This window comes from Flavobacterium sp. Flavsp81, from assembly GCF_059491325.1.
In genome coordinates this window covers 4423642-4436888 of sequence record NZ_CP168505.1, presented here as the reverse complement: position 1 = coordinate 4436888, position 13247 = coordinate 4423642, and the positions used below count along the sequence as shown (strand labels likewise).

Annotated in this window: 8 protein-coding genes and 1 tRNA gene; 4 read left to right on the top strand and 5 right to left on the bottom strand. The window is 33.5% G+C overall.

The features are described 5' to 3' along the window. Nucleotides 1-146: 146 nt before the first annotated feature. Complete coding sequence (locus ACEN92_RS18715) at nucleotides 147-338, bottom strand: cold-shock protein (protein WP_495639843.1); 192 nt, start codon at nucleotides 336-338, stop codon at nucleotides 147-149. A gap of 1237 nt (nucleotides 339-1575) precedes the next feature. On the opposite strand from ACEN92_RS18715, the gene ACEN92_RS18710 reads away from it, so the two are divergent. The 4 genes from ACEN92_RS18710 to ACEN92_RS18695 all read left to right on the top strand — a co-directional run bounded on the left by ACEN92_RS18710 (nucleotide 1576) and on the right by ACEN92_RS18695 (nucleotide 8721). Next, nucleotides 1576-4551, top strand: coding sequence for a SusC/RagA family TonB-linked outer membrane protein (locus ACEN92_RS18710; protein WP_495639842.1), 2976 nt, complete (start codon nucleotides 1576-1578; stop codon nucleotides 4549-4551). Between the two features lie 11 nt (nucleotides 4552-4562). Next, nucleotides 4563-6080, top strand: coding sequence for a RagB/SusD family nutrient uptake outer membrane protein (locus tag ACEN92_RS18705; RefSeq protein ID WP_495639841.1), 1518 nt, complete (start codon nucleotides 4563-4565; stop codon nucleotides 6078-6080). Nucleotides 6081-6542: 462 nt separating this feature from the next. After that, the gene (locus ACEN92_RS18700) at nucleotides 6543-7694 is read left to right on the top strand and encodes a helix-turn-helix domain-containing protein (protein ID WP_495639840.1); all 1152 of its coding nucleotides are present in this window, start codon (nucleotides 6543-6545) and stop codon (nucleotides 7692-7694) included. A 181-nt stretch (nucleotides 7695-7875) separates the two neighbouring features. Continuing rightward, on the top strand, nucleotides 7876-8721 hold the full coding sequence (locus ACEN92_RS18695) for an alpha/beta fold hydrolase (RefSeq protein ID WP_495639839.1): 846 nt from the start codon (nucleotides 7876-7878) through the stop codon (nucleotides 8719-8721). A 170-nt stretch (nucleotides 8722-8891) separates the two neighbouring features. Here ACEN92_RS18695 and ACEN92_RS18690 read toward each other — a convergent pair. The 4 genes from ACEN92_RS18690 to ftsA form a co-directional block, all read right to left on the bottom strand. Further along, nucleotides 8892-8965: transfer RNA gene (locus ACEN92_RS18690), tRNA-Arg, on the bottom strand. Between the two features lie 69 nt (nucleotides 8966-9034). Continuing rightward, on the bottom strand, nucleotides 9035-9484 hold the full coding sequence (locus ACEN92_RS18685) for a GatB/YqeY domain-containing protein (RefSeq protein ID WP_495639838.1): 450 nt from the start codon (nucleotides 9482-9484) through the stop codon (nucleotides 9035-9037). 281 nt (nucleotides 9485-9765) lie between these two features. Next, entirely contained in the window at nucleotides 9766-11757 is a 1992-nt protein-coding gene (ftsZ, locus tag ACEN92_RS18680) for a cell division protein FtsZ (RefSeq protein ID WP_495639837.1), read from the bottom strand. An 80-nt stretch (nucleotides 11758-11837) separates the two neighbouring features. After that, a complete protein-coding gene (gene ftsA, locus ACEN92_RS18675) occupies nucleotides 11838-13247 on the bottom strand; it encodes a cell division protein FtsA (RefSeq protein WP_495639836.1) in 1410 nt (469 codons plus the stop codon).

The following is a 13247-nucleotide window of genomic DNA, read 5'->3' as shown; positions in this document are numbered from 1 at the left end:
ATCAGAGGTTTTTCCTGAATTCAAACTATTGAGCAAATTCTCAGAAAGTAAAAAATAAAGAAGAACTGTTTTATTGTAACATTTATCATAAAATAAAAAAAGCACCTGCGCAATGCAGGTGCCTTTATGAAACTGTTATAGTATGATTATGCTATGACTACGTTTACTGCATTTGGACCTCTTCGGCCTTCTTCCACGTCATAACGTACTTCATCGTTTTCACGAATGTTTTCTGATAGACCTGAAACATGAACAAAAACTTCGTTTCCTCCATCATTAGGAGTTATGAATCCGAATCCTTTTTCTTCATTGAAAAATTTTACTGTACCTTCTTGCATTTTTAATGTATTTAATTGCTCAAAGATAGTTCTCTAAAATGAGACATGACTGAAATTTCTATTTTATCTTTATTAAATATTTGAAAAAGCATAAATATGCAAGCATTCAATCAGGGAACAACTAGGTAAATTTTAGAAAACTTAAAAGCAAAACTTATCTTTTAGATACGGCAGACCTTTGATTAATAGTTGGATAACATATTAACAGGGAATTGGTTTCGTATAATATGATTACTTATTTACTGGTAGGGTTTTTATAACTAAAACAGCTTAAATTAAATTGGCAGACATTATAATTTCTTTTCGATGGTTGCCATTACTACCCTTTATTAGTTTTAGATAAACTTTAATGTTAAAATAATAAACGAAAATTTTCCTGAACGTCTTTCTCAATGTTTTCTAAAAAGAAATTTCCGAGCTTTTCTTGAAAATATTTAGTTCTTTAAAAAGTAAAAATATTTACTGTTTATTTTAAAACTACACTTTTTACATAGTTTTCCTTTTCCACGAATAGTGTAGATTATTCCTATTTTTTCTATTAATTGATGGCTTACAAAACAGTGCCGTTGAATAATGAAAACTTTAGCCATATTTTTGTTAATAGAGGGATAATTTCTAATCCTTTTTTGATAGTCCTACCCTATAAAATTTTCAATGGAAGAGATAATTTTTTTTGCATTTGATTTACCCTTATTTATTTGAATCATTTACAATTTTCATAAAAACAATATCTTTTTTTAAACAAAATCAGTAAAAACTGGTAGGTACTGGTAGATTTTGTAAGAATAATTGTTTTACTTTTAATTATACAGATTTAATAAAAAAATCAGCAAAATAATATATATCCTATTTAATTAAGTGCACTAAAACAGATATTTTGTTTTGTAACATATTGAATTTATTAGTTTTTCATAAAGAAAGTAAAATATAGTGAACATTAATAAGGTCCTAAATTTAAAAAAAGCTCCAGAATTCCATTATAAATTTCCTTAAGCAAAACAATAAAAATTCCGAATGAATTGATTAGATCTCCATCAATCTCTTCCTTTTATAAACAGGATTGCTAATCTTTTGTCTTTCCTAAAAAGGAGAATTGATAATAAAAAAGTATTAAACAACGAATTTTTAAAACCCTGAATTTATGAAAAAAAAGAATGTCAATCGAATGAAAAATTTAGAATTTTTCATTAAATCCAAACTCGCACTGTCGATTTTTATTTTAATCTCATGCATTAGTATGCAAGCTCAAATCACTATTACAGGAACGCTTCGGGACAGTAAAACCAATCAAAAGATTCCAGGCGTTACTGTGACTGTCAAAGGAAGTACGAATACAACCATAACAGATTTTGATGGAAGCTATAAAATAAATGTAGCAAATTCAAAAGAAATATTAGTTTTCACATACATTGGTTATGCTATCATTGAGGAAGCAATAAATGGCAGAGATGTTATTGATGTATCACTAAATGAAGAAAGTAATGCATTAAATGAAGTGGTTATAATTGGATATGGCAGCGTAAAAAAAAGCGGTGCCACCGGTGCTATAAGCAGCTTAAAAGCAAAGCAGCTTGATGCTCAGAGCAATACCAACTTAGGGAGTGCTATTCAGGGTAAGGTTGCAGGAGTTTCTGTAGAATCGGCAGGAGGCAGCCCAGGTTCCGGGACCAGAATTCAGATAAGAGGAGCGGGTTCATTAAACAATAACACTCCTTTGATTTTGGTAGATGATATTCAGGTTACATCTATGAATAGCCTGAGTCCAAGTGATATTGAATCAATAGAAGTTTTAAAAGATGCCGCTGCTGCTGCAATTTATGGCTCCAGAGCTGCAAATGGCGTTATTATTATTACAACCAAGAATGGAAAAAAGGGAGACATCAAGGTTACTTTGGATGTATTTGGCGGGTTTGCCGGTGTAAGCAAAAAATTAAGTTTATTGAATCAGGAAGAATGGGCAAAAGTAAGTAATGCGGCATATACTGCGGCTGGAAAAGCACCATTGTATATTGCCCTTAATCCTGAAGTAGGCGGAGCCGGAGTTAATTATCAAGATGAAATTTTTACAACAGCACCCACTCAAAATTACTCTTTAGGATTTTTAGGAGGATCTGATAATTTAAAATACAGTATGTCTCTGAACTACTTTAATCAGGAGGGAATAATCAAAGAAACAAATTACGAACGTTTCAACATAAGAGTGAAATCAGATTATAAAAAGGGGATATTTAAAATAGGTGAAACAATTTTATTAACCAAAGAAAAAAGAAAAGAATTACCAGGTGTTCCGGGACAAGGAAGAAATGTTTTGGGAAGTGCCATCACAATGATTCCCGGTTTTGCTATTTATGATGAAAATGCTATAGGAGGATATGGCGGAGCTTCCGGTCCTGTAACAGATATCTTTAATCCAATAGCTGCATTAAATCTTTTTGATGTAACAAGCGATACTTATCAAGCCTTATTAAATACGTATGTTGAAGCTGGTTTTTTTGACGGTTTCAAATATAAATTAAATTTTGGGGCAACTGTATCACAATTAAAAAGAGATAATTATACACCACGATATGAGGTAGGGGGATTTTTTAAAAATCTGGACAACGATTTGTCTCACTTAGACGAGTTTAATCTTTATACTCAGGTAGAAAACACCTTGAATTATACAAAATCTTTTGGTAAAAACTATGTGAATGCTTTGGCCGGATACACTATATATAATAACACCTTCAAATCTGTGACAAGTTCCGTAAGCGGAATACCTGATAATATACATACGCTTTCCGGAGCAATACAACCAGCCACAAGCGGATTTAATCGGGAAAATAATTTGGTTTCCTATTTAGGGCGTGTAATATACTCTTATGATAACAAATATACTTTGTCAGCGACTATTAGGCGTGATGGTTCATCTCGATTTAGCCCAAAAAACAAATGGGGAAATTTTCCTTCTGTTTCTGCAGCATGGGGCATAGGAAAAGAAAGATTTTTCACGAATCTAAAGACCCCGATAACAGATTTGAAATTGCGTGCCAGTTATGGTGTATTAGGAAATCAGGAAATTGGAGATTATCAATATCTAGGATTGATTACTTCAGGAATCAGTTATGGAGTTGGAGAACCAAACACGTTGTGGAATGGTAATATCCAAACAAATTCTCCTGCAGTTGGTTTAAAATGGGAGTCAACTGCAACTTCAGATGTTGGTTTAGATCTTGATTTATGGGATGGAAAACTGGAATATACTTTTGACTATTTCAAAAAACAAACCTCAGATTTGCTTTTAAGAGTTCCAATTCCATTGTCTGTAGGATCAAATAATAATCCTTATACAAATGCTGGAAATGTAACAAATAAAGGATATGAAATGAGTCTGACATACAATGAAAAAATAAAAGATTTTAATTTCAGCATAACGGCAAATATTTCAAGTATCAAAAACAACGTTGACGAACTTAGTACAGGAAGTCAAATAGTAGAAGGATCCAGTGGTTCATTTCATGGTGCGCCGGTAACATATAGTAAAGTTGGGTATCCTATTTATTCCTTTTTTCTAGTGGATACAGATGGATTATTCAGATCTCAGGCTGAAATTGATGCACACAGCAAAAACGGAACGCTTATTCAGCCAAACGCACAAGTTGGAGATATTAGATATATAGATTATAATGGCGACGGAGAAATTAATGGAGAAGACAGACAATACAAAGGAAGTGCTTTCCCTAAGTTTGAATATGGATTGAGGTTTCAAGGTGATTGGAGAGGGATTGATTGTACTGTAGCTTTACAGGGTACTCAGGGAAACAAGATTTATAATGGAAATAATACAGATCTTGAAACCGTAAGAGCGAATATTAACTATGCCAGTTCAACATTAGATTCATTTACTTTTAATCCTAATTCAAATTTCCCGAGATTAGATATTGATGACAAAAATAATAACAGCGCAGATTATTCTGACCGTTTTCTTGAAGATGGTTCTTATCTCAGAATCAAAACTATTCAGGTTGGATATACAATACCAAACAGTATAACAAAACAAGTAGCTGTCGATAAATGCAGAATTTATTTTGCCGGAGACAACCTTTACACTTTTACTAAATATAAAGGTTACAATCCCGATGTGTCTGCAGATGCATTGGGAGGAAGAGGGATTGATTATAAATCATATCCATTAAGCAAGACTATACTTTTTGGCATGCAAATTAACTTTTAAACAGACAAAAAATGAAAAAGAAATCAATTATATTTTATCTAATGTCAGGACTTGTATTATTAAGTTCATGTGATACTAACCTTGAATTAGAAAACCCAAGCGAACAGACAACAACATCTTTTTGGAAAACACCCGAAGATCTTGAATCCGGACTGGCAACGGTTTACAATACTCTTGTAGACAATAATAATGCAGGTTATTGGGAAATACAAGCCATGCAGCTTAAAGAGAACAGAACAGAAAATTTTGTGGCAAGAAATGATGTGCAGGATCGTTATGCAGTCTCCTTTTATAAAAATGATGCCGGTACAAAACTCACAGGAGAGATATTCAAAGCGCTCTACATTGGGATTTTCCGTGCCAATCAGGTAATAAACTATGCACCACAAATTACAAATATTGATCAAACCAAAAAAGAGCAATTAGTAGCAGAGGCTACCTTTTTAAGAGGTCTGAATTATTTTAATTTGGTAAATGAGTTTGGAAGTGTGCCTATTGTTACAGATTTAGTAGAAACTCAAGCTGATTATTTTAAGTCAAAATCTACTGAAGCTGAAGTTTGGAATCAAGTTATAGCTGACTTTCAATTTGCAGCCAATAGTGCTTTGCCGGAAAACTATCCCGCTGCTCTTAAAGGCAGAGTGACAAAAAATGCCGCAATCGCCTTTTTAGGCAAAACCTATTTGTACATGAAAGATTGGGCAAAAGCCGAAGAGCAATTTAATAAGTTAGTAAATAACGAAGCTTCAAATGGATACGGTCTTCTGGATAATTACGCTGAATTATTTGATGGTAAACATGAAAATAGTAAGGAATCGGTTTTTGAAATTCAGTTTAGCAAAGTAGGAGGTTCGACTATTTGGGGAGGAACACCGGCTGAAAGAACCAGAGCAACAACTATGGCTCAGGAATGTGCACCTGGAGAAGTAGGCGGATGGAATGAATTATTGCCTACAACAGTATTACTAAATGCAATGACAAAAGAGAAAACCGTTGGTGGTGAATTTGACCCAAGAGCCCTTGCTACTTTGGCATGGAATTACCCTGGCTGTATTTTTTATAATTCAGATTTTGTATCAAAGTTCGGAGCAAATGCAATATGGATCAGGAAAAATCAAAATTGGTGGAATAATGATGAAGGAGATTGGAAATCTGAATTGAATGAATACGCAATGCGTTATGCAGATGTTCTTTTAATGCTTGCCGAAGCAAAAACGAGGCAAGGAAAAGTAAACGAGGCAATACCATTGGTTAAAAGAATTAGGGATAGAGCGAAGCTGGCAGATATTTCAATGGCGGGATGGTCTGAAACTCAAATGATGACTGAGATTATGCATCAAAGAAATGTTGAGTTTGCCCGTGAAGGACTGCATTTCTTCGATTTAAGAAGATGGGGAACCCTGGAAGCAGTAATCAAAGCGAGTCAGGTAGGCGGTTACCAACTTTTTATCCCTAAATTCTCGTATTATCCAATTCCGCAAAGTGAATTGAATAATAACCCGAATATGACTCAAAACGCACCTTGGTAAGTGGTTTTATTTGTTTGATTAGTTAGTTTCTCATAAGTGTCTGGCAAATGATTGATTCAATGTGAATCAGTTATTTGTCATCTCTTATGATTGAAATTTCTGTGCCTTCAAACTTGAAATTAGTTGGGTATGAAATTCCAATTTATACTAATAAATCCAGTAGAATAGAAGTTAAAAACAGAACGATACAAGTTAATAATAATTGCTATGAAAGAAAAACCAAAGTTCTGTTTACTGGGAATTAATGAGGTAAATAAGATGAACGGAATAATAATTTTGGAAAATCTATGCCAAGACGGATAGTTTTTGGGAATTAGAGAATTAAGGTAGGGCTAACTTTTTCAGAACGAGACTAAGCACAAAAAAACCTGAAAAATCAATAATTTCAGGCTTTAACATTTGTTGAAACACCTTGGTACAAAATTTGAGCCTTATTGGAAAGATATATCTTATTTTTTTTTAATGGATCAACTAATCAGCTTCTTTGTTGCGGGAACAACTTTATTACTGGCTTTTTTAATCTTTGCTAATATTAATCAAGTAAATAATAAAGTTAATCGATGGTTTGGTTCTTTTATTTTATGCATTTTCATTATTCAGTTTAATGATCTATTAGAAAAAACTGAGTTTTTGAAAACGAGAATGCTCATAAATGATTTTCTGGGAATAACGGATTTTATAGTTGCTCCGGTTTTTTATTTTAGTGTAATTTATTTTATTCAGCCAAATAGAAAATGGAGAGTAAGAGATAATTTTCATTTTGCATTTGTCTTTATAATGTTGCTTTTACTTTTGCTTTCACTCCTGATTGAGGTACCACCCCCTACGACTGCTGATAAAAAAAATGCCGCTATAATTATTACTGTTTTTAACTTAATTTTTTGCCTTCAGGTTATTTTATATTGCATTGCGGCTTATAGAAAAATTATTGCACACCAAAAGCATTTGTTTATATATACTTCCAATACAGATGCAATCAACTTAAAATGGTTACAGAAAGTAGTCGTTTGTGTTTTGATCATAACTGCCCTTTGGTTAATTGATAATGTCTTTAAATTAGCAAAAACCAATGCTTTTTTTGACCATTTTGCCAGTCTGATTTATCTTGGCGGGATTTTTTTTATTGCTTACTTTTCTTTAAAACAAAAAGAATGTTTTCAGCTTAATAAACAAGAAAAGGAAGAAATTGACGTCATCATGATTGAAACTTCAAATTTAGAAGTAAACCAGAAAAAACTAATTTCTGAAGCATATTTACAAGAAATAAAATCCAGTTTAATTCAAATAATGGAAAATAAAAAGCCTTTTTTGGATCCTGAATTAAGCTTATTCAAGCTAGCTTCTCAAATAGGCATTTCATCTCATACACTTTCTTATATCATTAATAAAGGTTGTAATGAAAATTTTTATCAATTTATCAATAGATATCGCATCGAAGAAGCAAAAAAAATGATTCAGGATCCTAACATGAAACATTTAAGTTTAATAGGGATTGCTTTCGAAGTTGGCTTCAATTCTAAAACAGTCTTTAATACTACTTTTAAGAAAATGACCAATCAAACTCCATCTGAATTTAAAAAAGCAAATCTCACTTTGGCACAAATTGCTTTATAATATTTTGATTTTTTACAAATAATAATTTGCAGTTTAATGTTCATTTTAAATAGGTTCGGATTCATAAGTCAGAACTTTATGATGTTAAATAATGCTAATATTTGTATCGAATCTTATTTTAAACCATATTCCAATGATCTTAAAAAAAACACCCAAAAAATTAAATCGAAACAAAGCCAGTATGATTAGACTATTATGTCTTTTTATGGTCGTTATTTCTGCTCTCTGCTTTACCTCCTGTTCAGATGATGATAAAAATCGTACTTCGGGATATCCTGGAACTGAAGTAGACTTAGGAACGCATAAACTGATGGCATACACAGTATCTAAAAATTCAAAATATTTGGTTGTTTTTGAATCTGGCCATGGGAATGATCATACGTCCTGGTATAGTACCGGAAAATCCTCAGAGATCTTATCCATATCTAATTTTTTAAATTCTGACGTTTTATTATATGATAGAGCTGGTTATGGAAAATCAGAATCTGGCAATGAACCTAGAAATATCAATAAATTAAGAAGTGAGCTTGAAACAGTTATAGATAAATTTGCAAACGGCAGAAAAATACTGCTTGTAGGGCATTCCTTAGGAGGATTGATTATTAGGGATTTTGCTGTAAAAAATCCTGACAAAGTTGCCGGCTTAGTATTTGTTGATGCTTCTCATGAAAAGTACAACCATTTTACTCAGAGTCAGATAGATTCGTTTTATAATGCTTTTAAAGCTGATTATGGGGCAAATTCGGGAATAGCATTAGAAACCCTGCAATTAATTGAGGATTTTAAATACATGGAAGGATTGCCTAATTTGCCTGACGTTCCGGTTATCGCGATAACGAGTATGAAAATTGATGCTGAACATGATTCAGCCGATAGGCAACTATGGTACGACTCTAAGGAATCACTTAAGACTGGAGTAAAAGATTTTACCCATATAACAACAATAAAATCAGGACATTTTATCCAACTTGAAGAGCCTAAACTTGTTTTAGGTAATATCAGGCTATTGTTGTCAAAACTTCCTTAAGATGATCTGTTGGCATCAAATTCCTAAATGCCAGTCAATCTATTAATCAGGCTGAATATGCTAACATATTTTCGTGCAAATGTGGGGATATGGTGGGGATATTTAGTTAGTGTATAAAAGAAAAACACCTGTAAATACAGGTGTTTTTGGATGAAGCAATAATTAATTTGTGACCGCGACAGGGTTCGAACCTGCAACCCTCAGAGTCGAAATCTGATATTCTATCCAGTTGAACTACGCAGTCTTTTTTTATTATATTGATGATTTTAGAATTCAGATTGAATCTACAGTCTGAATTCTAAAACCTAAAATTTTAAACTAATAATTTCTTAACAATTGTAGAAATTGTTTTTCCTTCAGCAGTTCCGCCTAATTGTGCAGATGCCAATCCCATTACTTTACCCATTGAAGCAATTCCTGATGCACCTGTTTCAGCAATAATTTTAGCAATTACAGCTTCTACTTCAGCTTCGCTTAATTGTGCCGGTAAAAACTTCTCAATTACAGCAATCTGAGCTAATTCAGGTTCAGCTAAATCAGGACGATTTTGTTCTGTAAAAATCCTTGCACTTTCTTTACGTGTTTTAACTAATCTCTGAAGTAATTTTATTTCATCATCTTCTGTTAATTCTTCTTTAGATCCTGATGCAGTTGCTGCCAATAACATTTCAGATTTAATTGCTCTTAATGCTTCTAATGCTACTGTATCTTTTGCTCTCATGGCAGTCTTAATCTCTTCCATGATCTGTGTTTGTAAACTCATTTTATTTTTTTATTTTGAATAAGCAATGCTTATAAATTGATATTATTAAAATTACTTTTGACTAAATTTTAAATATTTTTTTGTCCGATTGAGTCCATTCTACTTTGCTCAGGAAAAACTCAATTGATGTCTTTTTACAAAATAAGCCTTCGACTCCGCTCAGGATGACAATATTTTTTAAATACTTTTAAAGTCAAATTTCTAAATTCTGTGCGAAGATAAAAAAAATAACCCGAAAATTAAATCCAATTTTCGGGTTATCCTTTATTATGAATGTAATATTAATCTACGTTATCGTGCAAAAATGAATTATTAGAGCGCAATTGCAAATCATTATTACTGTCAGTACCAACAGAAATTCTTGAATTGGCTGTATTTGATTGTGTATTTGAAAGATCGATCCCTAATCTCTTATAAGCAGGCTCTTTTTCAAGTTCATCAATTCTCGAAACATTATTATGGAATTTATAATTAAACTCCTTTAGTTTCTTTCTTCTTTCTTCAGCTCTTAACCTCAAAGTCTCTTCGATTGTTAATTCCATCGGAGAAATATTTTCAGCAGCCGGTAAACTGGTTTCCTGAGCAAATTCCACTTTTGGTTTCAAAGTGATATTTAACTCCTCAGGAATTATATCTTCTACAACTTTTTCAATTGGCTTTGATGTCACTAAATCATTCTCAACCTCCATATACTCTTCCAACGAATACTTAATGATTCCATTATCAGAAAGCTCTGTTACCGGCACGAATTGCACAGGATCATTTACTTTTATATTACGGGTTTCATTTGTCAGTTCAAATAAAATTTTACTTTCCTGCTCAACAACTGGTTCTTTTTTTACTTCCGGTTCCGCTCTGAAAAGAGGTAAATCAAATGAAAAAGTAGTTTGTTCTTCTCTTTCAAATACTTTTTGCTGAACTGGTTTAAATTCCTGGAAAGTTTCCACAGGTGATGAAATATTAAAATCAATATCGGTAATTGGTGAAACAATTTCAAAAGTTACATCCAGGTTTTTAATAAATTCAGACATTACTACTAACTCTTCCTGATTCATTGATGGAGAGGCCATAACAGGAGCAATAGCAACCGGAGGAGATACTACGGGAGCAGCGGTGTCTTCCATCAGTTCAAAAACAATTTTTTCTTCTGATTTAGCAGTAGATGTAGTTGTTTCTGCATTTAAATCGAAAGAAGTAAGTGTTTTATTCGTTAGATTATGAACACTTCTTTGCTCATCTTCCAACGTATGAATGATTTTCTTAGGTTCAGTATTTACGATTTCATTTTGTTGTTCTACATCAAAACCGGTAGCAATAATTGTTACTGCAATAGCTTCTCCAAGAGTTTCGTCTTCACCAACTCCCATGATAATATTAGCATTGTAGCCTGCTTCTGCCTGAATGTGATCGTTGATTTCTCCAATTTCATCAAGCGTAATTTCGTGTGATCCGGAAACGATAAGCAACAATACGTTTTTGGCCCCTGTAATTTTGTTATCATTTAATAACGGAGAATCCAATGCCGAAATAATAGCTTCCTTAGCTCTGTTTTCACCCGCAGCAACAGAAGATCCCATGATAGCTGTTCCACTGTTCGACAAAACAGTTTTTGCATCACGTAAATCGATATTTTGAGTATAGTGATGCGTGATAACTTCGGCAATACCTCTTGAGGCAGTTGCCAAAACTTCATCCGCTTTTGAAAATCCTGCTTTAAAACCAAGATTCCCGTATACTTCTCTTAACTTATTATTATTGATCACAATTAATGAATCAACCTGCTTCCGCAATTTTTCGATTCCTAAAAGCGCTTGTTCCTGACGTACTTTTCCTTCAAATTGAAAAGGAATTGTTACAATACCAACTGTCAAAATCTCTCTTTCTTTTGCCAGCTGTGCAATTACCGGAGCTGCACCAGTACCGGTTCCACCTCCCATACCAGCAGTAATAAATACCATTTTAGTGTTGCGGTCCAACATTTTTTCAATATCAGCAATGCTCTCAATGGCAGATTGCTGTCCTACATCAGGGTTTGCTCCTGCTCCAAGTCCTTCAGTTAAATTTACCCCTAATTGAATTTTATTTGGTACAGAACTGTTTTGTAATGCTTGTGAATCTGTATTACAAACGATAAAATCTACACCCTTTATACCTTGCTGAAACATGTGGTTAATAGCGTTACTTCCGCCTCCGCCTACACCTATTACTTTGATTACATTTGATTGGTTTTTTGGTAAATCAAATGAAATACTTCCAAATTCTGAGTTGCTCATCTCTTTTTGGTTTTTGAAATTCTTATTTAATACATTTTTTACTTCTTGACTTGGGGCAACAAGTAATTCCTTTTCTTAACTTATTCTGCGTTGTCTAAAAAATCTTTGATTTTGTCGACATATCTGTCAAAAAATGACCTTCTGATTTTAGTTTCTGTAGATTCCTCAACAGCAACATTATTTTTAATGTCTCGGGATTGTTCAACAGTTTCCAATCTTTCAACGTAGTTTTCTTCAACTTCGTATCTCTGTTGAACCGGAGGAGGAGTATTTCTGTACACTACTCTTGGCTGCTCATTTACAACTTCCAGCCTAACAGCACTTTGTGTACTATTCTCAATACTATTCATTACTAATCCCACAGCCGTAGCAAATAACGGACTTGAAATTTCTTCGCTTGAATTTCCTGCTAAATGCTCGTTTGGATATCCAATTCTGGTATCCATACCTGTGATATACTCAACTAATTGTTTGATATGTTTTAGTTGTGCTCCACCACCCGTAAGAACAATTCCCGCAATCAGTTTTTTACGGGGATCTTCATGTCCATAAGCTTTAATTTCAGCAAAAACCTGTTCTACAATTTCCACCACACGTGCGTGAATAATTTTAGATAAATTCTTAAGCGAAATTTCTTTTGGTTCTCTGCCTCTTAATCCCGGAATAGAAACAATTTCGTTGTCTTTATTTTCTCCCGGCCAGGCTGATCCGAATTTTATTTTTAAAAGTTCTGCTTGTTTTTCGATAATTGAACATCCTTCTTTAATATCTTCTGTAATCACATTTCCTCCAAACGGAATTACAGCAGTATGACGAATAATCCCATCTTTAAAAATGGCTAAATCTGTTGTTCCGCCACCAATATCAATAAGTGCAACACCAGCCTCTTTTTCTTCCTGACTTAAAACTGCATCAGCAGAAGCTAACGGCTCTAATGTCAATCCTGACAATTCGATTCCTGAACTCTGAATACATCTTCCAACATTTCTAATTGATGATGCCTGGCCAACTACAACGTGAAAACTGGATTCTAATCTTCCACCGTACATTCCGATAGGCTCTTTTATTTCAGACTGTCCGTCAATTTTAAATTCCTGTGGTAAAACATGAATAATTTCTTCTCCCGGTAACATGGCCAGTTTATTTACCTGGTCAATCAGAAGCTGAATATCTTTTTCGCCAATTACTTCTTCCGGATTACTGCGGCTGATATAATCTGTATGCTGAATACTTCTAATGTGCTGTCCGGCAATACCAACGACAACATCCTTAATTTTATAACCTGAATTATTTTCGGCCTCAAGAATAGCTTGCTGAATGGATTGAATAGTTTGCGTAATGTTATTTACAACACCTCTCGCAACACCCAAACTTTTGGATTTGCCTATTCCTAAAATTTCCAGCTTACCATACTCATTTTTTTTGCCTATCATGGCAACTATTTTGGTTGTTCCAATATCTAGACCTACTGCAATGTTATCTTTTTCCAT